The sequence below is a fragment of the Mycoplana sp. 10N416 genome (assembly GCF_056394765.1).
On sequence record NZ_JBFTIM010000003.1, the window covers coordinates 380537 to 402233 of the forward strand.

Here is a 21697-nt window from a genome sequence, read left to right on the forward strand (position 1 = left end):
CCCCGCGCAAACGATCAGGTGCGTGTTGCACGCGGGACAAGGTTCTCGCCAACCAGCGGCGCGCGGACATAGTCCGTCACCCGCTTGTTGACGATCGAGTACCAGATCTCGTCGGTCAGGAAGAAGGTGATCTGGTTCTCCCAAAGATACTGCGCAGCCGCCTTCACCGCCTCGGCCCGGCTTTCCGCCGGCGCCGCGCGCTGGGCCGCATGCAGCTTCTCGTAAGTCTCGTCCTTGAGATGGAACACCGCCTCGCCGGCGGCGCCGATGTAGGTGCCCAACACGAAATCCGGGTCGTTATTGAACACCGCCAGCGTGTCGAGCGTCATGTCGTAGGTGTTGTAGGACGAACGGTAGGCGCCTACTTCCAAGCGTTCCAGCTCCACTGTGATGCCCACCTGCTGCAGCGAGGCGGCAATGATCTGATCAATTTCAAGCTGGTTGGGCACGAGCGTGGTCGTGGCCATGCGCAGCGTCACGCCGTCAGGATAGGAGGACTGCGCGATCAACTCGCGCGCCTTCTCGGGGTTGTGTTCAAACTTCGGCTCCAGAGGTTCGTAGAAGGCTGACGTGGTTGGCAGAGCCGAATAGTTGACCGGATTAAGGCCACGCATTACCGAGGCGGCAATCGCCTCACGGTCGACTGCATAGGCAACCGCCTGGCGCAGCTTCACGTCCCCAAGCGGGCCGTTGTGCTGCATGAGACCGACGATCTGCGAGGGCGGCGATTGATTGTTCACGTTGAAATCCGCATTGCCCTCGACGCGCGATAGAAACTCGGCGTTCACGCGGGTGAGGATGTCGACCTGGCCGGTCAGCAAGGCGTTGATGCGGGCCTCGGCATCCTCGATGTAACGGAAGACGACAGACTTGATCTTAGGGGTGCCGCCCCACCAGTTTTCGTTCGCCTCCAGCTTTACGTCGTTGCCGCTGTAGGAGACGAAACGATAGGGGCCGGTCCCCATGGCGCCTGTCTTGAAGCTGTCGGGATTGTCTATATTGGCCTTCGGCAGGACCTTGATGAAGGCCAGGGCATTCAACACCACGCCAAACGGCTCCGGTGATACCACTTCGATCTCGCTTGGGGACAGGATAGTGACCGAGATCCCCGGCACCGCGACCATGGACTGGGCAAGCCTGCCCTCTCCAAGACGATCGATGGTGGCCTTGACGTCCTCGGCCGTCAAAGGCGTGCCGTCGTGGAAGGTGACGCCCTCGCGCAGAGTCAGGGCGACGGTGCGATCGTCCTTGATGGCCCAGGTCGTCGCGAGGCCGGGGGTGATCTCGCCCTTTTCGCCGAAGGAGAGCAGGGAATCATGCACCAGCGATGCCACCTGCTCGTCCACGAGACCAAAGCCGGCGGCAGGATCCCAGTAGTTCGATGTTGGCGGCTCCGCATTGCCGAACACCAGAGTGCCTTCAGGGGTCCCCTGGGCCGCCGCCCGAAGCGGTAAGACGCTGACAAGACCTGCAGCCGCTGCGCTTTGAAGAAGTCTGCGCCGGCTGAGGTTCATTGACGCTAAACCGGTGACGTTGCCTGTCAAATTGGTCATCTGCTCCCCCGTTGTGTCTCTCGTTGCGGTGTATCTCCTCCCCAATTAGTAAATACGGTATACCGTATGTCAAGCGTTTTAGGCCGCCGTTGAAAAAATAGCTCACGGCAGTTGGCGTGCCCTGCGGGCTACGCAAAAGTCGCCCGGATATTTCATGGCATGGAGTGTTCGGCGAACAGCCACTATCGCGAGCTGCGCGCCGCAGCGATGAACCTGTGGGCACAAATCGCTCGGACATGAACGGCTGGTTTAGCGACGGACCGACAACTAAGGCATCGCGATCGTTGAGTTTGCGGTGCCAGGCGGCAGGTCGCCGGGGGGAAGGTTCAGGATCCAGTTTCTTTCAGCGAGCGGGCGGCGGCGTCAGGCCGGCGGCAACGGTTCTCGCGGTTGCAGGAAGTCGATTGAGATGATGCCGGAAACTGGCTATTTGCCGCTCGGCAGAATTTTCAAACACAAGGTCCTGGCATGACTCCAGATTTCCTCGTCACGCATTCCGGCGGCTTTCATGCCGACGAAGTCTTGTCCACCGTCGTCCTCACGCGGCTATTCCCGCAAGCGCGGCTGGTTCGAAGCAGGGCGCACGAATGGATCGCGGCCGGCGCTGATCGTATCGTCTACGATGTCGGTGGCGCCTACGATGCGGTGGCCCGGATCTTCGACCATCACCAGCGTGGAGCACCGCAACGCGACGACGGTCGGCCCTACAGTTCGTTCGGGTTGATCTGGAAACATTTCGGACGCGATTATCTGGCCACCCTCTCTGTCCCGGACGGCTTTATCGAGACGGTGCATGCCGCTTTCGATGCGAGCTTCGTGCTGCCGGTCGACCTTGTCGACAATGGTGCACTCAGCCCGGACAGCGCCGGCTTGCTGGCCAGCCTGACCCTGCCGTCTCTACTGGAGACGTTGAAACCTGTCTTCGACGAGCGGGATCCAGAGGCGACCGATCGGGCATTCCTTGCTGCGGCGGCGATAGCCCGCAGTTTCGTCGAGGCGAAAATCAAAGGGATACATGCCAAAATGCGTGCCGAAGCGCTGGTGTTGCGGGCGATCGAGACTGCTGGAGAGAGACGCGTTCTCGAGCTGCCGATGGGCATGCCGTTTCGGCCGGCCATCGTCAAGGCAGGTGCGGATCATCTGCTGTTCGTCGTCCATCCGCGTGAGACCGACTGGTGCCTGACCGGAATTCGCCGCGCCGAGGAGGGCTTCGAATTGCGTGCCGATCTACCCGAGGCCTGGGCGGGACTTACCGGGAGCGACCTCGAGGCGACAACTGGCGTTGAAGGCGCCAGCTTCTGCCACAACGGCCGTTTTATCGCAGCCGCCAGAACACGAGAGGCAGCCCTCGCTCTGGCTGATCTGGCAGTTAAGGGCGCAGAGCAAAGAGCCGGTTGAACGCCGGATCAAGCCTGGTTTGCCCGGCCGCATCTTCGGCCGCCAAACCTGAAGCACACTACTCTCCGGGGAGCTTCAAGGACGAGTCGCCCTTCCGCCTCCAGGCGAACGCGGCCTCTGCCCACCAGGCGATGCGTATAGGCGCCTGCTTTTCTTCGAGCCGGCGCCGAAGCAGCAGGAGCCGGTTTCGAGATTGTCCTTTGTTTCCGGCATTCGGGCACCGGCCGCAAGCCGCATTTCCCTATTTGCGAAAGCAGATCGTCGGCTTCCAGGAGCTCGATCCGATACTCTGAATGACCGAAACGGGGACGCAAAGCAGACGTCGATCGACTGCTCTAGGCTCGACCACCGGATTTCACTGGTGGTCGAAATTTTATAGCTCAACCCGCTCTGTGGGCCGGATCATTGCCGCCGACGAGCTCAATCGCATGCCGCCGTCAGCGTTGCATAAGACTCGTCCGTTAACATGACATCGCCTCTGACTGCTACTTTGGCCTGATGCGCTCCGGTTGGCGTTGCATCCCAAGAATATTCAGGATCAGGCGGGTGATGGTGTGCGCGGTCGTGTCACCCACGTCCCTTGCCGGCTGGAACTCCGTAAAGACGATGCCGGCCAACCGATTGTTTCGGGCCAGGTGGTTCAGCAGGATCGCCGTCTGAATGAAGGTCAGCCCGCCCGGCTCTATCGCGCCGACACCCGGCGCGACCGTCGGATCCATGCCGTCGCAATCTAGCGCGACGACCCATCGCCGGGAAAGGTCGAGTGATTCCGCGACCCACTTCGCTCCATTCTCATGCACATCCCAGGCAGTCACGATCCTGTTGCCGGCCTTGAACGCGGCCTCGACTTCCTGCCGTCGTGCGCTGCCGATCGAGCGTGCTCCGACCTGAACAAGATCGTGGACGCAGGAATAGTCGCGGATGCGCCGCATCGGGCTGGAGAAGCCGTCGCGCCGGCCGTTTATCTCATCGCGAAAGTCTATATGTGCGTCGATCTGGAGGAGATTGATGTCCTCGTGGCCTTCGAAGGGCGCGACGAGCATGGGGGGCACCGAATCCATGCCGCCGATCACCACAGGGACCACGCCGGCCCTGATAAGCGGGCCGAGCACGACTGCCGCGTCCTCCACCATGCGCTCTGGCTCCCGCACGTTGCCGGCAATGTTACCGAGGTCGGTCAGGTTTGGCTTGCCGTCCTCGAATTGCGGCTCGCCTATGTCGAAATTCCAGTGGGTAAGGAAGCGGGTATAGGCATGTGCCACTGCCGCGGCGCGGACCTTGTCGGCGGCGTCGGCGGCTGCCGACAACTCCCAGGCCTCGTATGCAGGACCGTAGGGTATGCCGAGGAAGGCGTAGGGCGTTTTGACGCCAGCGGGATCGGTGCTGCTATCAGCACCGAGGAAAGTCGGAAATGAAGGGGCGAGCATAGTTTGTACTCCGGAAAGTTATTCGAGGATTCTGCGCAGGAAGGCGCGGGTTCGTTCGTGCTCAGGGTTTGCCAGCACGTCCTGCGGCTTGCCCTGTTCCACCACGACGCCGCCATCCATGAACATGACGCGGTCGGCGACGCTGCGGGCGAAACCGATCTCGTGGGTCACGACGATCATCGACATCGCGTGCGAGTCGGCGAGGGAACGCATCACGTCGAGAACCTCGCCCACCAGTTCGGGGTCGAGCGCCGATGTGGGCTCGTCGAAGAGCATGACCGCGGGCTCCATCGCGAGCGCCCTGGCAATCGCAACGCGCTGCTGCTGACCGCCGGAAAGCGCACCCGGATAGGTGTCAATCTTTTCGGCAAGGCCGACCTGCTTCATCAGGCGCTCGGCGCGCTGTGATGCTTCGGCGACAGACAGGCCGAGAACCCGGCGCGGCGCCTCCATGATGTTCTGGCGCGCCGTCAGGTGCGGGAACAGGTTGAAGCGCTGGAACACCATGCCCATTGCGGCACGCTGCTTCTGTATTTCGCGCTCAGGCAGTTCGTGGAAAGTCGTACCCGACAGGCGGTAGCCTATCGGCACGCCGTTCAGCTCGATCATGCCGCCATCCGGCCGTTCCAGATGGTTGACGCAGCGCAGCAGGGTGCTCTTGCCAGAGCCTGAGGGGCCAAGAATGCACAGTACTTCGCCCTTGGCCAGATCGAGATCGACGCCTTTCAGGACTTCCAGTGCGCCGAACGATTTGCGGATGCCGCGCGCGCGGATAGGGTTGACCACAAAGCCGCTCATGGGCGCACCACCGATTTTGCGAAGTGCCGCTCGATGGCGGACTGTATGATCATCAGGATCGTGCTGACGAGCAGGTACCAGAGGCTGGCGACGAGAAGCATTGGGATGACTTCGAAGTTGCGCGAGGAGATGAGCTGCGTTGAATAGAGCAGGTCCGGCAAGGCGATGACGCTGACCAGCGAGGTATATTTCAACATGGACAGCGTTTCGTTGCCGGTTGGCGGAATGATGACGCGCATAGCCTGCGGCATCACGATGCGCCGGAAGGAATCCCAGGAGGACATGCCGAGTGCGCGGGCGGCTTCGCGTTGCCCCGAATCCACCGAGTTGAGACCCGAGCGGACAATTTCGGCCATGTAGGCGCCTTCGTTCATGGACATTGCGATGATGGCCGCGCTGACAGCGGTTATCACGCTGTTGGTGTCGAACTCGATGAACGAGGGCAGGAAGGGGAGGCCCAAGCCCAGTTTCGGATAGAGCGCCGCCAGATTGTACCAAAAGATGATCTGGACCAGCAGTGGAATGGCGCGGAAGATCCAGATGTAACCCTTGGCGACCGATGACAGCACCGGGTTGCTGCTGGCAGCCGAAACTGCGACGACGATGCCGAGCACCAGCGCCAGTGTCATCGAAATCGCTGTCAGCATCAGGGTGGTGAAGAGACCCGCCATGACCTGCGGTGCGAAGAAATACTCGCCGACGACCGGCCATCCGAAGCCCGGATTGGTGAGGATCGAATAGAGCGCGTTCGCAAGCACCAGGATGACGACGACGGCCGCAACCCAGGTCCATGGCTGCCTGCGCGGCAAAAGCCGCGCCGATGCAAGCTGCTCGTCCGTGAGTACGGACGGCAGCCCTGCCAGTTTGCCGGACGTGGCCATTACCGGTCCACGCCGCCGTTTATGACAGCCTTGGTGACGTAAGACTGCGGGACGAAGCCGTTTCGCTCCATGATCTCGGCATAGGTACCGTCGGCGATCATCGCATCGAGGGTTTCAGCGATCAGCGGACCGAGCGGCGAATCCTTCGGGACAGCGATGCCGCACGGGCCGAAGTTGAACGGCTCGCCGACCATCGTGAACTGTTCGGGCTGCTTGTTGGCGAGCATGCCGACATAGATGAGGTCGCTCATCGCCACATCGGTGCGATTGCTGTTGAGGGCCGTTATCTGCGCGCCGGTGTCAGGGAAGAGCTGCACTTCGATAGCGGGCTTGCCTTCGGCGACGCACTTTTCCGACTGCTTGGAGATCGACAGCGATTCCATGGAGCCGCGCAACGCCGAAGCCTTGAGGCCGCAGACGTCGTCAAGGGACGCGATCTGTTGCTCGGAACCGGTCTTCTGCATCATGGCGGAACCGCCCATGATGTGATCGACGAAATCGACCTTCTTCTGGCGAACCGGTGTATCCAGCATGTCGGACATGATGATGTTGATGCGATTGGCTTCGAGGCTGGGGATGAGCGAGTCAAAGCCGAGGTTGTTTACTTCGAGTTTCAGGCCCAAACGCTTGGCGATCTCGGCGGCGAGGTCGGGTTCAACGCCGACATAGACGTCGCTGGTGCCTTCTTCGATGCCGGTCCACGGCAGGCCGATGCTGGATGTCGTGCCGAGCACCAGCACGCCCGACGCCTTTATCGCTTCGGGGAGCTTCTCGTTCGGTGCGGCAAAGCTGGCCGACGCAAATGTTACACACGACAGCACCGCGATGGCGGGCAGAATGGACGCAAGTTTCCACATGAATTTTCCTCCGATTGCGGGCTGGATGAACCCGATCCCTTTTCGATTGTTGGGTGAGCCGCGCCGCCCGATGTCGGCGCGATTGTTTCCGCGCGCACTCTCGTGCTTTGTTTTTCCGCGTTGTCCGATCCGGAGCGATTCCGTTTCGGCTGGAAATGCCCTAGACGCGGATCAGCGGCTGATGAGCGCAGCGGAAGGAGCCGCCAGCCATGCAGGGCACGCGATAGGGAATGCGAATGACCTCGAATTTGCGGGCGGCAAGCGCCTCCGCCACCGGGTCCAGCGCCTCTTCCGAGGGGACGACGACGGTCTGGTCGTCGAGCACGAGATTGTTGCAGCCCATATGGCCCTTGGCGAGGCTCTTCGGAACGGCAAAGACGTCCCAGTCCTTCATGAAGGCTGGCAGCCCGTCGGGCAGCGCCTCCATGCAGGCGACGGCGACGCCCTCGCGCGGCGTCATCAGCACGCAATCGAGATGCGGGAACATCGGGTCGATCGTGACCGTCTGGACGCGATAGTCCGGTCCCAGCATGTGCTGTAGCCAGCGCGCGCCCTCGGGATTGCTGCAGCCGCCCGAATTGCCGACCAAAATATCCTTGCCAAGCACGAAGACGTCGCCGCCTTCCAGATATCCCCATCCCGGGCCTTCATTATAGTCGTCAGCCCCTCCGTCAGGCTGGGAGAAGTAGCGCGCGCCGCGATCCATGGTGCCAGCGAGGATTTCGCGGATGGCAAAGCGCTGGCGTCGATGGAAGAAGCTGCGCGGCGCCAGTTCGATGACATTGTTGCCGATGGTCACGAAGGGGTCGCGCATCCAGGGCGTTGAAACGCCATGGTCCTGTCCGCGCGGATATTTGCGGTTACTGGCGCTGATTTCGCCGGCCACATGAACCTTCACACCATGCTTTTCCAGAAGGCCGATCGCGCCGTTGATCTGGCTGTTGAATTCGGCAAACAGCTCGGGGGAGGCATCCTTGACGTCGCGACCCTGGTTCTTTGCCCAGAACTCGCCGAACTCGCCCTGGGCGCGCAGCTTCACGTCGCTGAGGAAGACCGGCAGAACCCAGGTGTCAGGCGATCCATAGACGCATTCCCTGAGCGGAGCCCATTCGGACTCGACATGGATCTGGTCCAGGGGTGAAGTCGCCGACATCGAAGCAGCCATGCATTCCTCCATACATTGCAAGGTTCGTGAACGTTCACCGAAATCGAAGTTGACAAAAGCTCAAAGGACGCAATCGAACTTGCATAAACTGCAAGTGAAGGCCGGAGTATGGAGACCGGTAGGCCGCTACCGTTTGCGGAAGCAGTCGAGCATGGCTCGGATCGCGCGGCGCTTGGCTGCGTCGCGCCGATAGGCAAAATGGAACTGGACATCGATGGGCGTATGCCGTGTCTTGATTTCGACAATCTGGGCATCGCCCGCGCTCTGCACCAGATGCGAGGGCAGGAGCGCGCATCCGACGCCGGCAAGAACGGAGGCCAGAATGGCCTCGAGTGTGCTGCCGCGGGCCACGACCTGAAACGGATACTCGCGTTCGAACGGCTTGAAAATATCCGTACGGTACTCCCGCGCGATGTAGGGCACGCGCGGCCTCGTATGGCCTTGCGGCTTGTCGCCCATCTGGCGGGCGAGGTCGAAATAGGGCGAATGGCGGGCTATGTAGAGCTGATGGCTTTCCACGAAGGCCGGCTCGTAAACCAACTGCTCCAGCCCTTCGGGTTGACCGGTAATCCCGACATCCAGCTTACTGTCGCGCACATACATGTCGATGATCGAGACCGTGTGCATGCTGACATTGACCTGCATTTCCGGGAACATGCGATGCATCCTCGCCAGCGCCGCCACTATTCCCGCATTCGGATTGGTGATTACGCTGTCTATGGTGCCGAGCATCAGGGTGCCGCCAAGGGACTGGCGCGTGTTCTCTACGGTTTCCTCGAACGATTGCAGAACCGAACGCAAGCCGACCGCTGCCTGGTAGACGTCCTCGCCCTGCGGCGTGAGCGAAAAGCCGGAGCGGCCGCGCCGGCACAATTCAAGGCCGAGCCGCGTCTCAAACGCAGTTAGGTCACGACTGACGCTGGAAAGGCTCACGCCAAGTCGATAGGCGGCGGAAGACAAGCCACCATGCTCGACGACGGCGAGAAATGTACGCAGGTGGCGTACGTCGTAACTGGAAGTCAGAAAGCGGGCCATTCGAACTCACACTTGCGCAAATCGGCAAGTGAACTAACCATCTTGAACCTTTCTCCGCAATATCGGACAGGCTAGGCTTAAAGCTGCAGGATTGTGGCGTTTCGGGAGAGGGGCTGCGGCCTCTTCAGAGGGATGAGATCGACGATGGCCCGTTTCAGGATAAATACTCAGCGCATGCTCGCCGATCTGGACACGCTGCGCAGTATCGGTGCGATGAAAACCGGCGTGGTCCGCCCGGCCTATTCCGAAGCCGACCGATTAGCACGGATATGGCTGGCCGAACGGATGGAAGAGGCGGGGCTGGAGGTTTCTGTCGACGCCATAGGTAACGTCTTCGGCCTGCCGCCTGGAAACGAAAAATGCATTCTGGTCGGCTCGCACTCCGATACCCAGCCCGAGGGTGGCTGGCTGGATGGCGCCTATGGTGTCATCGTTGGGCTTGAGATCGCTCGGGCAAGCCTGGAGCAAGGCGGTCCTCCGGTCGCCTGCGTATCCTTCCAGGACGAGGAGGGACGCTTTTCGACGCTACCGGGAAGTCGCGTCTGGACGGGCTTGATGTCGTTGGAAGAAGCCGATGAATGCCGCGATGGCGCGGGTCTTCGCCTCGGGGAGGCTCGGCTGGAGCGCACCGGTTTACCTGACGCACGGGAGGTCCCTACAGATCGCTTCTCGGCATTCCTGGAGATCCATATCGAACAGGGGCCGGTGCTTGATACTGCCGGCGAAAGCATTGGTGTTGTGGAGAATATCGTCGGTATCCGAACCGAAAAGATGCGTTTTCTCGGCGAGCAGAACCACGCCGGCACAACGCCGATGCATTTGCGCCGTGACGCCTTCCAGGGTTTGAACCGTTTCGTTTCAGTGGTGAACGACCGGCTGGCGGAAGTGGCTACTCCAGCGACCGTATGGACTGTCGGACATGTCGATCTTCATCCGAACGCCAATTCGATCGTTCCGGGCCGCGCGGATTTCACGATCCAGTGGCGTGACGCTGACGATGCACGGCTCGACCGGATGAGAGAGATCATCTACGCCACCGCACGTGAGACAGCTGGCAGTCTTGGCCTCGAATGGCAGCATTTCGGCTGCGATCTGATCGCGCCGACACAGTCAAACGCAACATTGGTGGAGGCCATGGTCGGAGCCGCCGAGCATCTGGCCCCGGGACGCTGGCGCCGGATGCCTTCTGGTGCTCTTCACGATGCGGCCAATGTGTCGAGCGTTCTTCCCATGGCCATGCTGTTCGTGCCTTCCAAGGGCGGCATCAGCCACAATTTTGCGGAAGACACCGACAGGGCGGACCTGGCGCTGGGCGCCGAAGTGCTGGCTGAGGTCGTCAACAGCTTGAAATAGAAAGATTGCCGTTTTGGGGAGCTTTAGGGAGGGTGGCGAAAACTACGTGACATTGCGGTCTAAAAGTCTCTGCCCGAGATCGCCTCGTCCAGACCAAAGGTCGCTACGTCAGTGCCCTTGAGACAAATCGTGTGTCACTGCCCAGGCAGACCGTCGGCTTCCAGGAGTCGATCCGATACTCTGTATGCCCGAAACGTGGAAAGCGGCCATCCGATGGCCGCTGAGAAAGTTAGAAGCGATCAGGACTCCCGTTCAGCCGTTGCGGCGGAAAGGCGAGAAGCGCCAATTGAGCCGTTCTCACGAGCCCTGTGCAAGGGCTTGTTACGGGTTCGCACCCTTGTGCTCAATATGTCGAGCCAGGATGCATCGCGTTCGATGCCCCCACTACGCGAAATCAGCCCCCGATTCGATGTCATCATTTCCCTGCGGTGTTCCTTCGTGCTCAAGATGACCGCTGGGAGAGTCGCGGCTGCCAGCTCCCGTTCTGGCTCGGTCCGGCTGCCGCAACATGGGATTCTGCCACGGCAGCCGCGAGCCCTGCGATCGATCAAGGCGCTGTGGCGTATCGCGGGTCGAGGGGGAGCAGCGGACCGGGAATGGTGCGGCCGATGCGCCCGACGATCTGGCCGTCTTCCATGACCGCGCCGTGGTGGTCGTGGGAGGGGTAGAGGAACCGGCCGAGACTTGCGGCCAGCTTGATCGCGCGCTTTTCCTCGACCCGACTGGTTGCGAAATTGCCGGAGGTCTGCGGTTCGAAGGCATGGGTCTGGCCGGTCCGTTCGACGAACGTGCCGTGGACGTCGTAGACGACGTCGCCACAGATGCAGACCGCGCCGGCTTCCGTCTCGACGACGACGGCGATGCTGCCGGGTGTATGGCCGGCCAGGCACACGACGCTGATGCCTGGCATGACGGGCGCGCGCTCACCAAAGGACAGGTCGAACATGCCAAGCGCGCCTGGCGTATAGAGCCGCTCGACGATGTGATGGAGATCTTCCGGCGCATAATCCATCGGGCTGGCGCCGCTGAATGCAAATTCGAGCTCCCTGCGGCAGAGCATGACCGGGGTGGCCATCGGGAAACGGTCGAGATAGCCAGCGTGGTCGACATGAAGATGGGTCAGGATGATCATCCCGATATCCTCGGGGCGAACGCCATGGCTCGCAAGCTGCGCCTCCAGGCTGTGCTCTTGCCCAAATTCCGTTTCCAGCCCGAGCGGCAGGCGCGTCAGGGCCTCGACGCTGCGCGTGCCGGCATCGACCAGAACCGGGTATTTTCCGCCCTGGATCAGGAACGCGTTGGTCGGCGTGAGCACGCGGCGGCCCTGCTTGCGGCCGGCGAGCTGCGCGGTCCAGTCGCCGCGAATGTTGCCGAAGTTCAGCACCTGCACGGTAAGAGTCATCGAAATAATCTCCATTTTTAAATGCAAATGTTTCCTATCAGAAATTTTTGCTGTTGCAAGGAGATGATTGTGCGCTTAGGAGGATTATGGACCGGTCTCCAGGAAGGGAAAAGGCATGCCCGTTATTCGTGTATCGTTTCTGAAGGGTCGCAGCCGGCAGCAAAAAGCCGAGGCGGCCGAGGCGTTGACGGCCGCGCTCGTCGATCATTTCGGGTCGAAGCCCGAAGACGTGACTGTTGTCTTCGACGAGAAAGCTCGCGAAGACTGGGCCATCGCAGGCAAGTTGCTGTCGCAGGAGTAAGGCTAAACGTTGCCGCTCTGGCGCAGGAGCGTATCGCCAGAGCGCGCCATCTCTTTGTTTTTTTGTAATTTTTCTGGGGCCGGCAGCAGACGAAGCGTACGCGGAGTGCTACATTGCGCCTGAGCTGACCCAGAGGACTTCTGCGTCGCTCTCGCCCACTGAGATCACGCAATGGCCCATGCGACTGTCGAAATAGATCGAGTCGCCGACTTCGAGCCGCGTCGGCGCATAATACTCGGTGTGGACCTCGACCGTGCCCGATGCGACCATCAGCACTTCCTCGCCGTCGTGGCGCTCCCAGCCACTGAAATCGTCGAGGGAGCGCGCCTTGACGGTTGTGCGGAACGGCAGCATGCGCTTCGATTTCATGTCAGTGGCGATCAACTCGTGGCTGTAGGCCCGGGTTAGATTGACTTTTCCCTCGCCTCTGCGGGTGATGCTCCTGCGCCCGCGCGGCTCTAGCTCCTGTTGCCGCTCGTCGAAAAGCTCCACGAGATCGATCTGCATGCCACGAGTGATCTTCTTCAGGAGATCGAAGGTTGGCGACATCAGATCATTTTCGATCTTGGACAGGGTGGAACGCCCGACAGAACTGCGTTTGCTGGCCTCTTCCAGGGTCCAGCGCCGTGCCTGCCGGATGGCCCGCAACCGCGCGCCGACCGACTGTTCGGGGTGGAAGCCGTGCCCCGGTTCTTCCGGCCCTGCGACGGCCGGGTCTTCATTCTTGCTGCGAAATAGATCGCCGTTCACGACGCTGCCTCCGCGCGGTTTCCTGTTTTTTGCCCCGTAGCACGGAGAAGATACGAATGCACCAAAAATATGCTTGCATTTCCTTCAGGGACTATTATTCATTATAGGAAACATGCCGATATCGCCCTGGAGGAGGGTGGGCATGCGGGTATGGAATGGTCGACGGGTCTGCGGGCCGCGTCAAATGAGGAGGGGAAGCATGAGCACTTTCAATCGCCGGGACTTCATGAAGCTGGCGGCCGCCTGCAGCGCGCTTGGCCTTGCCGGCACGTCCAGCCTCATGGCACAGGAAAAGCTCCTGAAGGTCATCGCCTGGGGAGGGGCCTATGGCGAGGCGATGCGTGCCAACTGGATGGATCCGTTCGCCTCGCAAAGCGGCATCGCCTCCGAGATCCAGCTCCAGTCCTCGTCCATGGAGACGTTGGCGGCGCTTCGCGCCAACAAGGGGCGTATGGATGACGACCTCTGGCTTTCCGCCATCTCGCCTGCAACGTTGGCCATGCGCGATGGCCTGCTTGAGACGATCCCGGTCGACAAGCTCGCCAATGCCGCGCAACTGCCGGCAAACATGGCCAACGAAAATTTCGTCGGCGTCTGGAATCTGCCCTACGGTATTATCTACAATGCGGAAACGACGCCGTTCGAGATCAAGGAATGGACCGATCTCAAGGATGAGCGGCTGAAGGGTAAGATCGGTGCGCCTTACGGCGCGAACTACAACGGATTGTTCATCGCGCTTCTGGCCGCGCTTGCCGGCGGCGACGAGAAGAATGTCGATCCCGGCTTCGAACTGGCCAAGGCGATGAAGCCCAACTTCTCGATCTTCACCACGTCCGATGCCGAGCAGGTTCGCCTTCTGTCGTCCGGCGAGATCGACGTCATCGCCTTTGCGCCGGTCGCCAACTATTTCAGCCTGCGCAAGGCCGGCCCGCAGTTCCGCTTCGTATCGCCAAAACCCTTCATCCCGGTCAGCATCAACAATATCGTCATGCTCAAGGGAGCGGATGTCGAGGCGGCCACCCGCTTCATCGATTTTGCCATCAGCAAGGACGCGCAGGAAGGCATTGCAAAAGAGCTCGGCTGCCTGCCGATCAACACGCAGGCGGCGGTTTCGCCCGAGCTGCGCGAGGTGGTCCCCGCCGATACGCAATTCCGCTACATGGACGAGCCCGCGATCTCCACCCAGCTTTCCGCGTGGAACGACCGGTGGCAGCAGGAGATCCAGTGAGAACCGATCTTCGTCGTGCAGGCGGGACCGGCATGGCAATGCCGTCAGCCCCCTTTTCGTCCGAAGGCGTGGTTTGGCAGGCGAAGCATCGCGCCGCTTGCCAGATCGCGCCCCATGAGCCGGTGCCAGATCCATGAGACAAAGGCTCGTGCCTTATCTGCTGGTAGCCCCGTCGCTCGTCCTGATCGCGGCGCTGTTGATGGGCCTGTCGTCCGTGCTCGGCTGGAGCCTCGATGATGGAACGGGCAACGGCGTCAGCCTCGCCCAGTATGAGAGCCTGGCGACCAATGCGTCTTATCGCCAGTTTTTTACTTCCTCGCTGTGGCTGGCAGGGGTGGCGACGGCGGTAGCGCTGGTTTTCGGCTTTCCCGCGGCCTATTACATGGAAACCAAGGCTTCGCCCCGCCAGCGCAAGCTGATCTTTGCGGCGCTGCTGGCGATGTTCCTCAGCGACTATGTGCTCAAGATGTTCGGTCTGGTGCTCATTCTCGGGCGCACGGGGCTGGTCAACAAGCTGCTGCTCTGGCTCGGCGTGACCGACGAACCGCTCCGGCTGATGTTCAACGAATTCGGCGTTCTGGTCGGTCTGATCTCCGGAATCCTGCCCTATATGATCCTGTCGCTCAATGGCGTTATCGCCCGGCTCGACAAGCGCTTACAGGAAGCGGCGGCGCTGCTTGGCGCGGCGCCCTGGCGGGTCTTCATGCTGATCACCCTGCCGCTCTGCGTGCCGGGCATACTGGCCGGGACGATGCTTAGCTTTCTGCTGTCGCTGAACTCCTTCGTTACGCCGATGCTCCTGGGCGGTGGTCGGGTCGACATGATCGCGGTTTTCATCTTCGATCAGTCCATCAATCTCGGTAACCTGCCGCTCGGTTCAGCTGCCGCGGGTATATTGTTCCTGATCTCCGCCATCGCCATCCTCGCCCTCACAGTAGCCGGCGATCGCTTCCATAGGCGTTTCCAACGATGACGCGCAGTTTCATACCTTCGACCCTCCAGATCGCGACCTTCAGCGTCCTCTTGTTCATGGCGCTGCCCAACCTGCTCATTCTGGTGATCTCCTTCAACAGCGCTGCGACACTTGCCTTTCCTCCGAGCGGCGTCTCGCTGAAGTGGTATGTCAACGTCTTCAGCACGCCGAGCTTTGCGGTAGGGCTCAGGCAGAGCCTGCTGCTTGCCGCCACCAGTTGCGTCATCAGCATGGTGCTCGGAGTGCTCGCATCGCTTGCCATTGTGCGCTTCCGTTTCCTCGGGCGCCAGGCAGCCAGCGTGTTCGTCATGGCCCCGCTGTTCGTCCCGGAGATCGTCATGGGTATCGCGATGCTTCTGTGGGCGAACACGGTCCTGTTTATCTCCAACACGACGGTTCTGATCGTCTTGCACGCCCTGATCGTGCTCCCATATGTCGTTCGGCTTGTCGTTGCCAATCTGCAGGGCATGGACCCCAACCTGGAAAGCGCGGCGATGCTGTTGGGTGCCCGGCCGCATCAGGCCTTCCTGCATGTCACCCTGCCGCTTTTGGGCAAGGGCCTGCTCGGCGCGGCGGTCTTCGCGATCGTCATGTCATTTCATAATTTCACCGCCACGATGTTCTTGGTCGGCAATCGCCCGACCTTGCCCGTGGCCGCCTATCAATACATTCGCACGGAAAATGATCCCACGGTCGCTGCGCTCTCGACGCTGATGATGCTGGGTGGCGTGCTCGCGGTCTATCTCATGGAAAAGTGGATCGGTCTGGAAAGGTTGGTCAGATGACCTATTCGCTCAATCTCGCAAAGCGCGGCGTGGTTCTGGCGGGGCTCACCGTCGATCTTCAGGGCAAGCGTATCCTCGACGAGGTGAGCCTCGATATCGAGGCCGGCGAGATCGTGGCGCTGCTTGGACCCAGCGGCTGCGGCAAGACCACTATGCTGCGCGCCATAGCCGGACTGCAGCCGATGCTCAAGGGGGAGATCTCCGTCGGCGGAAAAACGATGACCGGGGTGCCACCCTACCGGCGCAACGTCGGCATGGTCTTCCAGAACTACGCGCTCTTTCCGCATATGACCGTCGCGGACAACGTGACGTTCGGCCTACGCATGAAGAAGATGCCGGCGGCGCGGCGGGACGCGCTTCTCAACGCAAGCCTCGCCATGCTGGAATTGACCAACCTGCGCGATGCCTATCCCGCCAGGCTCTCGGGCGGGCAGCAGCAGCGGGTCGCCATCGCCCGCACCGTCGCGACGGAACCGTCCGTCCTCCTGCTCGACGAGCCGCTCTCGGCACTCGACAAGAAACTGCGCGAGGGCATGCGCGCCGAACTGCGAAGCCTGTTAAAGAAGGTTGGCATCACAGCGATCATCGTCACCCATGACCAGGAAGAGGCGCTCGCCATCGCTGACCGCATCGCTGTCATGGACCGTGGCAGGATTGCCCAGATCGGCACCGGCGCCGAACTCTACCACAGGCCGAACAGCCGCTTCGTTGCCGACTTCATCGGCTACATGAACTATTTCGATGGCATCGCGGGAAAGCGGGCGAATGGCTTCATGGATGTTGCCATTGGGGAGGACCTATCAGTCAAGGTACCGCTTGCGGACAGCATCCTGGAGGGCGATCGAGTGCTGATTGGTGTGCGACCGGAGGCCATTCGCATAGCACCCGAAGGGCAAAGCGCCGAGCAAGGCACCAATGCGATATCGGCAAGACTCGTCAGCACGGAGTTTCTGGGCGTCGTCACCTATTTGCGTTTCCGGGACGTTCAAGGGATCGAACGCATGGTGATCACAAGCGGGCAGAACGAAGATGCCATAGGCAATGGCGGGCCCTGCCAACTGCAATGGCCGATGCAGGCCGGCATCGTCGTCCGGCCTGAACGCACTCCGGCTTGCCAGGCAGGGCTGTAGCTTCCGTCGATCTGCGTGCTGCTGAACAGCGGCGCAAGCTCGCACGCCAGAACCGCTCGTCTCAGCTTCTCACGTTGTTTGGCTCTGTCATCGGTTCCCACTTAGGCGGCGGCATGTCGAAGGATCTGCTTGCCGAGCGCAGGATCGATGTCTCGTTGCGGCCGTGTCGGAGTGGGCCTGGCGCCTGGCGCCCATCTCTGTCAGGTTCGCCGGATGTCGCGCGTCTGTACAATAGCGGTTGCAGCATTTGCATAGCTGCGTTGCACAATAAATGTTTTCCAATTGGTCAAAATTCCGGCATAACGCCTACAGCTGATGCACATGGCGGTTTTCCTCCCAGTGCCGCCGCACCAGCTGTTCCCTCTGGAGGTACAAATTACCTTCACACTTTATGGGCCGCGATTTTCGCTGGCCCATTTTTTTTGACTTGCGTTCAGACCGTTCGGCCGAATGCGCGCCTTTGTCAGAGCGGTTATGTTCTCGATGAAATCGTCCAGGTCCAAGGCGACCCAACCTAACCCAAGGCGACCCCACCTAACGCTGGGTGCGACGGAAAAATTTCTGTTTACAACGGCTTAGTCGCTTGCCAATCCTTCGGGTTACCGAGAATATGATCCCAGGTTGTGGGGGAGGTCACTACAAGCGAGGTTGGCAGCAATCATCCGGGTTTTGGCTGGGCCGAAATCGATCGGCTGTATCTGATCGATGTGCGCACGCTGCTCATCTCCGATGCGTGCGACAAAGCCACACTGGCAGCGGCCAGCTTTTCTCCGATCACCTCTCCTCGATTCCAGTCGCAGTCCCGCGTCGAAGAATTCAAAGATTGCATGAAATTGTTCGGCGGCTTGCCGGCGTGCGACAAGAGATTAGGGCGTAAATTTCCGGCCGCTGGTCGGATAGGCAATTGAACAAACACGTATTTATCCAAGAGGGAGAATAATATGGACGAAACCCAAAAGCTGAGCGGTCTTGCTGCGCGCGGCCGGGTGCTTCTCGGTGCGACAGCGCTTGCGCTGTGCATAGCTTTCCAGCCGGCGCAGGCGCAGGACGCCGACGCTGCCCACTACGGCGGCACGATGAAACTGCTGGGCGTCTCCTCCGAGGGAACGCTCGATCCGCACATCAACTACACGGCGCGCTACTGGCCTCTCTACATCTACACGCACGATGGCCTGATGGCCTTCAAGAAGGTTGCCGGTCCGGAAAGCGCAGAAGTTGTACCGGATTTGGCCGAGGAAATGCCGACGCTTTCCGACGACGGCCGGAGCTATACATTCAAGCTGCGCAAGGGCATCAAGTTCTCCAATGGCAAGGATCTGACGGTCGATGACGTCGTGGCGTCCTTGCAGCGCATCTTCAAGGTTAGCAGCCCGACTTCGGGCAGCTTCTACAGCGGCATCGTCGGTGCCGACAAATGCCTTGCCGAGGCCGAGACCTGCACGCTCGAAGGTGGCGTCGTGGCCGATGCCGCCAACAGCACCGTGACGATCAATCTCGTCGCTCCGGATGCGGAATTCCTCTACAAACTGGCGGTGCCGCATGCGTCGATCATGCCCGCCGACACGGTGGCAAAGGATGCCGGCAATGCGCCGATCCCCGGCACGGGCACCTACATGTTCGAAAGCTATGATCCGAACGCCTCGCTCATCATGGTGCGCAATCCGCACTTTAACGAGTGGAGCAAGGACGCCCAGCCGAAGGGCTATCCGGACCGTATCGAATATACCTTCGGCGGCACGGAAGAAGCGGCCGTCAACGCCATCCTCAACGGCCAGGCCGACTGGATGTACGAGCCGGTGCCGACGGATCGCCTCGCCGAGCTGAGTGTGAGCAACCCCGACCAGCTACGCGTTTCGCCACTGAACGCCTGGTGGTATGCGCCCATGAACACCAATCTCGCGCCGTTCAACGACGTGCGGGTGCGGCAGGCATTGAACTATGCTGTCGATCGCGATGCGCTCGTTTCCCTGTTCGGCGGCCCCGCTCTGGCGTCACCGGTTTGCACCATCCTGCCGCCGGACATGCCCGGCTTTGATCCTCACTGCGACTACACCGCCAACCCGGGCACCGAGTGGAGCGCTCCGGATATGGACAAGGCGCGTGCGCTGGTCGAGGAATCCGGCACCAAGGGCCAGAAGGTGACCGTCGTCAGTGACGACACTGCAACATCGCGCGCCGTCGGCACCTATCTGCAGACCGTTCTTTCGGATCTCGGCTACGATGCCACCGTTCAATCCATCTCGGGCGATATCCAGTTCACCTATATCCAGAACACCAATAACAAGGTGCAGATATCGGTGACGCAGTGGTATCAGGACTATCCGGCGCCGTCGAACTTCCTCAATGTGCTGTTCGGCTGCGACAGCTTCACGCCGGGCTCGGATTCTTCGGTCAACATGTCGGGCATCTGCGACAAGCCGCTCGACGATCGCATGAAGGCCGCAATGGCGCTGGCCGCAACCGATCTGGAAGCGGCGAACAAGGAATGGGGCAAGATCGACCGTGACATGATGGCGTTGGCTCCGGCCGTCCCGCTCTTCACGCCGAAGGATGTCGATCTGAACTCCACGCGCCTGGGCAACTACCAGTTCTCCAGCCAGTTCCATTGGCTGGTCGGGAATTCCTGGGTTCAGTGAAGGAAATGACAATCCCATCGAACGAGCAGACCGCTCTGTCCCCGGCCATTTCGGCCGGGGATGAAGGGTGGTCACGTCGAGGCCCCTGGAGGCGCGTCCTCGAGGGGCTGCTCGCGAGCCCCACTGCTGTGATATCGGCAAGCCTTCTCCTGCTGATTGTCATTGCCACGTTAATGGCGCCGGTCTACGCAGAATACATGTCCAAAGCGGATCCGTTCCGATCCGGCCTGTCGGCGAAAATCGAACTGGACGGCAAACGCGTTCCCGTCATGCAGCCGTCGACCGAAGGGCTGGGCCTCGGCGTCACACCGATCGGTCCGACCTGGAGCGGGCAGTATTTCCTGGGCGCCGACACGCAAGGGCGCGACGTGGCGGCACGCCTGCTTTACGGTGGACGCAACTCGCTCTTGATCGCGGGCGCCTCGACGGTGCTGTGCCTGCTGATTGCCGCGATCGTCGGTATCGCTGCCGGCTATTTGGGCGGCGTGGTGGATGGCGTGCTCTCCAATGTCATCGACATCATCTGGGCTTTTCCGGTCTATCTTCTGGCCATCTCTCTCTCCATCGTGATGATCGGCCGAAGTTTTCACTTAGGCCCCTTCGAAATATCGTCGAGCAGCGTGATCGTGCCGATCCTCATCATTGGCCTTGTTTATGTGCCTTATGTCGCCCGCCCGATCCGGGGACGGGTTCTCGCCCTGAACCAGAGCGAATTCGTCCTGGCCGCGCGTGCGCTGGGCATCAGGCCTGCACGTATCCTGTGGCGGCATATCCTGCCGAATGTATCCACGACGCTGATCGTCTTCGCCCCGATGCTGATGGCGCTGAACATCGTCACGGAAAGCTCCCTGTCCTTCCTGTCGGTGGGCGTGCAGCCGCCGAACGCCAGCTGGGGCACGATCCTGCAGGATGGACAATCCCTGCTTTACTCGCGTCCGGTGGTTTCCATGGCGCCAGGCATTGCCATCATGGTGACGGTCTTGCTGCTCAACCTGCTGGGTGACGTGCTGCGCGACGTTCTCGATCCCAAATCCGCTCGGGGACGCTGAGCCATGCTTGCAGCAATTCTCTCGCGCTTCTTGCGCATGATGGCGGTGATGTTCGGGCTTTCCGTCATCACCTTCCTGATCTTCTTCGCGACGCCGGGTTCCGATCCGGCTGCGCGCATTGCCGGGCGCAACGCCGCGCAGGAGACTGTGGAGGCGGTCCGCAAGGACTTCGGCTTCGATCGGCCGATCTATGTCCAATACGGGCTGATGATGAAACGGCTGTTCGTGACACAGGATCTCACCTCCTTTGCGAACCGCGGCCAGCAAATCATTCCCGCGGTCATGGCGGCAGCACCCGCGACGCTCTCGCTGGTCACGGGCGCGGCCATCCTCTGGATGCTCGGCGGCACTCTGACGGGCGTCCTCGCGGCAGCCTTCAAGGACCGTTGGCCGGACAAGATCCTGATGGGAATTTCGATGATGGCCGTCGCGATGCCCGTCTTCTGGGTCGGCGAAATGGTGAACCTTGTCACCCAGAGCCGCTTCCATGACACATGGGCCTTTTCCTGGGTGCCGGCGCTCGGCTATACGCCGCTGTCGGAAAATCCAGGTCTATGGTTCAAGTCGATGATCTTCCCCTGCCTGACGCTGGCCTTCCTCTATATCGGCCTCTACGGACGGATGTTGAGGACCGGCATCATCGAAACCTATCAGGAGGATTTCATCCGCACGGCTCGCGCGAAGGGCCTGACCGGGCGCACGGTACTTTTGAAGCATGCGACCCGCAGCGCCATCATCCCCATCGTCATCATGTTCGGAATGGATTTCGGTGTGCTCGTCGGAGGTGCTGCGGTGCTGACGGAGGTGGTATTCGGCATCAACGGCGTCGGCCGCCTGACCTATCAGGCGCTCAAGGTCCTCGACCTGCCGATGATCATGACGACGGTGCTCTATGCCTCGTTCTTCGTGGTGATCGCCAATGCGTTGGTCGACTTCGTCTGTATCCTGATTGATCCGAGAATGAGGCGGGCATGAA

At 60.9% G+C, this 21697-nt stretch carries 20 protein-coding genes; 11 read left to right on the forward strand and 9 right to left on the reverse strand.

Annotation, left to right across the window (positions count from 1 at the left end; translation table 11 throughout):
* Positions 1-14 precede the first annotated feature (14 nt).
* On the reverse strand, positions 15-1553 hold the full coding sequence (locus AC1DDS_RS08845; protein ID WP_477478542.1) for an ABC transporter substrate-binding protein: 1539 nt from the start codon (positions 1551-1553) through the stop codon (positions 15-17).
* Positions 1554-2021: 468 nt separating this feature from the next.
* Here AC1DDS_RS08845 and AC1DDS_RS08850 point away from each other — a divergent pair, with 468 nt between their 5' ends.
* Positions 2022-2951, forward strand: a complete 930-nt coding sequence (locus tag AC1DDS_RS08850) for an MYG1 family protein (protein WP_477478543.1) — start codon at positions 2022-2024, stop codon at positions 2949-2951.
* Positions 2952-3436: 485 nt separating this feature from the next.
* Here the strand turns inward: AC1DDS_RS08850 and AC1DDS_RS08855 are convergent, their stop codons facing one another.
* The 6 genes from AC1DDS_RS08855 to AC1DDS_RS08880 form a co-directional block, all read right to left on the reverse strand.
* A complete protein-coding gene (locus AC1DDS_RS08855) occupies positions 3437-4378 on the reverse strand; it encodes an arginase family protein (protein WP_477478544.1) in 942 nt (313 codons plus the stop codon).
* 18 nt (positions 4379-4396) lie between these two features.
* Positions 4397-5176 carry an amino acid ABC transporter ATP-binding protein gene (locus AC1DDS_RS08860; protein ID WP_477478545.1) on the reverse strand — a complete coding sequence of 260 codons (780 nt, stop codon included), beginning with the start codon at positions 5174-5176 and terminating at the stop codon, positions 4397-4399.
* Positions 5173-6057, reverse strand: a complete 885-nt coding sequence (locus tag AC1DDS_RS08865; protein WP_477478546.1) for an amino acid ABC transporter permease — start codon at positions 6055-6057, stop codon at positions 5173-5175. Before AC1DDS_RS08865 ends, AC1DDS_RS08860 begins: the two co-directional genes overlap by 4 nt.
* Positions 6057-6914 (reverse strand): ABC transporter substrate-binding protein, encoded by an 858-nt coding sequence (locus tag AC1DDS_RS08870; protein WP_477478547.1) that lies wholly within the window; start codon positions 6912-6914, stop codon positions 6057-6059. The genes AC1DDS_RS08865 and AC1DDS_RS08870 overlap by 1 nt, the downstream gene beginning before the upstream one ends.
* Positions 6915-7074: 160 nt before the next feature.
* Entirely contained in the window at positions 7075-8079 is a 1005-nt protein-coding gene (locus AC1DDS_RS08875; protein ID WP_477478548.1) for a hypothetical protein, read from the reverse strand.
* Between the two features lie 126 nt (positions 8080-8205).
* Complete coding sequence (locus tag AC1DDS_RS08880; RefSeq protein ID WP_477478549.1) at positions 8206-9114, reverse strand: LysR family transcriptional regulator; 909 nt, start codon at positions 9112-9114, stop codon at positions 8206-8208.
* A 144-nt stretch (positions 9115-9258) separates the two neighbouring features.
* Between AC1DDS_RS08880 and AC1DDS_RS08885 the strand changes: the two genes are divergently transcribed.
* Positions 9259-10467: a hydantoinase/carbamoylase family amidase gene (locus AC1DDS_RS08885; protein WP_477478550.1), complete on the forward strand. Its 1209-nt coding sequence runs from the start codon at positions 9259-9261 to the stop codon at positions 10465-10467.
* A 547-nt stretch (positions 10468-11014) separates the two neighbouring features.
* On the opposite strand, the gene AC1DDS_RS08890 is transcribed toward AC1DDS_RS08885, so the two are convergent.
* Positions 11015-11869: an N-acyl homoserine lactonase family protein gene (locus tag AC1DDS_RS08890; RefSeq protein ID WP_477478551.1), complete on the reverse strand. Its 855-nt coding sequence runs from the start codon at positions 11867-11869 to the stop codon at positions 11015-11017.
* A 115-nt stretch (positions 11870-11984) separates the two neighbouring features.
* Here AC1DDS_RS08890 and AC1DDS_RS08895 point away from each other — a divergent pair, with 115 nt between their 5' ends.
* Positions 11985-12170, forward strand: a complete 186-nt coding sequence (locus AC1DDS_RS08895) for a tautomerase family protein (protein ID WP_405030211.1) — start codon at positions 11985-11987, stop codon at positions 12168-12170.
* Positions 12171-12278: 108 nt separating this feature from the next.
* On the opposite strand, the gene AC1DDS_RS08900 is transcribed toward AC1DDS_RS08895, so the two are convergent.
* Positions 12279-12920 (reverse strand): helix-turn-helix domain-containing protein, encoded by a 642-nt coding sequence (locus AC1DDS_RS08900; RefSeq protein ID WP_310417661.1) that lies wholly within the window; start codon positions 12918-12920, stop codon positions 12279-12281.
* A 199-nt stretch (positions 12921-13119) separates the two neighbouring features.
* Between AC1DDS_RS08900 and AC1DDS_RS08905 the strand changes: the two genes are divergently transcribed.
* The 8 genes from AC1DDS_RS08905 to AC1DDS_RS08940 all read left to right on the forward strand — a co-directional run bounded on the left by AC1DDS_RS08905 (position 13120) and on the right by AC1DDS_RS08940 (position 21696).
* Positions 13120-14148, forward strand: coding sequence for an ABC transporter substrate-binding protein (locus AC1DDS_RS08905; RefSeq protein ID WP_477478552.1), 1029 nt, complete (start codon positions 13120-13122; stop codon positions 14146-14148).
* Between the two features lie 133 nt (positions 14149-14281).
* A complete protein-coding gene (locus AC1DDS_RS08910) occupies positions 14282-15121 on the forward strand; it encodes an ABC transporter permease (RefSeq protein WP_477478553.1) in 840 nt (279 codons plus the stop codon).
* Entirely contained in the window at positions 15118-15906 is a 789-nt protein-coding gene (locus AC1DDS_RS08915; RefSeq protein ID WP_477478554.1) for an ABC transporter permease, read from the forward strand. The genes AC1DDS_RS08910 and AC1DDS_RS08915 overlap by 4 nt, the downstream gene beginning before the upstream one ends.
* Positions 15903-17036: an ABC transporter ATP-binding protein gene (locus AC1DDS_RS08920; RefSeq protein ID WP_477478555.1), complete on the forward strand. Its 1134-nt coding sequence runs from the start codon at positions 15903-15905 to the stop codon at positions 17034-17036. The genes AC1DDS_RS08915 and AC1DDS_RS08920 overlap by 4 nt, the downstream gene beginning before the upstream one ends.
* A gap of 623 nt (positions 17037-17659) precedes the next feature.
* On the forward strand, positions 17660-17944 hold the full coding sequence (locus tag AC1DDS_RS08925) for a hypothetical protein (RefSeq protein WP_477478556.1): 285 nt from the start codon (positions 17660-17662) through the stop codon (positions 17942-17944).
* 33 nt (positions 17945-17977) lie between these two features.
* On the forward strand, positions 17978-19672 hold the full coding sequence (locus AC1DDS_RS08930; protein ID WP_477478557.1) for an ABC transporter substrate-binding protein: 1695 nt from the start codon (positions 17978-17980) through the stop codon (positions 19670-19672).
* 197 nt (positions 19673-19869) lie between these two features.
* Positions 19870-20721: an ABC transporter permease gene (locus tag AC1DDS_RS08935; protein WP_477478558.1), complete on the forward strand. Its 852-nt coding sequence runs from the start codon at positions 19870-19872 to the stop codon at positions 20719-20721.
* A 3-nt stretch (positions 20722-20724) separates the two neighbouring features.
* The gene (locus tag AC1DDS_RS08940) at positions 20725-21696 is read left to right on the forward strand and encodes an ABC transporter permease (protein WP_477478559.1); all 972 of its coding nucleotides are present in this window, start codon (positions 20725-20727) and stop codon (positions 21694-21696) included.
* The last annotated feature ends 1 nt before the right edge of the window (position 21697 follow it).

Excerpts from the sequence above, each read along its gene's own strand:
- AC1DDS_RS08845 (WP_477478542.1), bottom strand. The coding sequence starts at position 1,553 with ATGACCAATTTGACAGGCAACGTCACCGGTTTAGCGTCAATGAACCTC.
- AC1DDS_RS08850 (WP_477478543.1), top strand. The coding sequence starts at position 2,022 with ATGACTCCAGATTTCCTCGTCACGCATTCCGGCGGCTTTCATGCCGAC.
- AC1DDS_RS08855 (WP_477478544.1), bottom strand. The coding sequence starts at position 4,378 with ATGCTCGCCCCTTCATTTCCGACTTTCCTCGGTGCTGATAGCAGCACC.
- AC1DDS_RS08860 (WP_477478545.1), bottom strand. The coding sequence starts at position 5,176 with ATGAGCGGCTTTGTGGTCAACCCTATCCGCGCGCGCGGCATCCGCAAA.
- AC1DDS_RS08865 (WP_477478546.1), bottom strand. The coding sequence starts at position 6,057 with ATGGCCACGTCCGGCAAACTGGCAGGGCTGCCGTCCGTACTCACGGAC.
- AC1DDS_RS08870 (WP_477478547.1), bottom strand. The coding sequence starts at position 6,914 with ATGTGGAAACTTGCGTCCATTCTGCCCGCCATCGCGGTGCTGTCGTGT.
- AC1DDS_RS08875 (WP_477478548.1), bottom strand. The coding sequence starts at position 8,079 with ATGGCTGCTTCGATGTCGGCGACTTCACCCCTGGACCAGATCCATGTC.
- AC1DDS_RS08880 (WP_477478549.1), bottom strand. The coding sequence starts at position 9,114 with ATGGCCCGCTTTCTGACTTCCAGTTACGACGTACGCCACCTGCGTACA.
- AC1DDS_RS08885 (WP_477478550.1), top strand. The coding sequence starts at position 9,259 with ATGGCCCGTTTCAGGATAAATACTCAGCGCATGCTCGCCGATCTGGAC.
- AC1DDS_RS08890 (WP_477478551.1), bottom strand. The coding sequence starts at position 11,869 with ATGACTCTTACCGTGCAGGTGCTGAACTTCGGCAACATTCGCGGCGAC.
- AC1DDS_RS08895 (WP_405030211.1), top strand. The coding sequence starts at position 11,985 with ATGCCCGTTATTCGTGTATCGTTTCTGAAGGGTCGCAGCCGGCAGCAA.
- AC1DDS_RS08905 (WP_477478552.1), top strand. The coding sequence starts at position 13,120 with ATGAGCACTTTCAATCGCCGGGACTTCATGAAGCTGGCGGCCGCCTGC.
- AC1DDS_RS08910 (WP_477478553.1), top strand. The coding sequence starts at position 14,282 with ATGAGACAAAGGCTCGTGCCTTATCTGCTGGTAGCCCCGTCGCTCGTC.
- AC1DDS_RS08915 (WP_477478554.1), top strand. The coding sequence starts at position 15,118 with ATGACGCGCAGTTTCATACCTTCGACCCTCCAGATCGCGACCTTCAGC.
- AC1DDS_RS08920 (WP_477478555.1), top strand. The coding sequence starts at position 15,903 with ATGACCTATTCGCTCAATCTCGCAAAGCGCGGCGTGGTTCTGGCGGGG.
- AC1DDS_RS08930 (WP_477478557.1), top strand. The coding sequence starts at position 17,978 with ATGGACGAAACCCAAAAGCTGAGCGGTCTTGCTGCGCGCGGCCGGGTG.
- AC1DDS_RS08935 (WP_477478558.1), top strand. The coding sequence starts at position 19,870 with ATGTCCAAAGCGGATCCGTTCCGATCCGGCCTGTCGGCGAAAATCGAA.
- AC1DDS_RS08940 (WP_477478559.1), top strand. The coding sequence starts at position 20,725 with ATGCTTGCAGCAATTCTCTCGCGCTTCTTGCGCATGATGGCGGTGATG.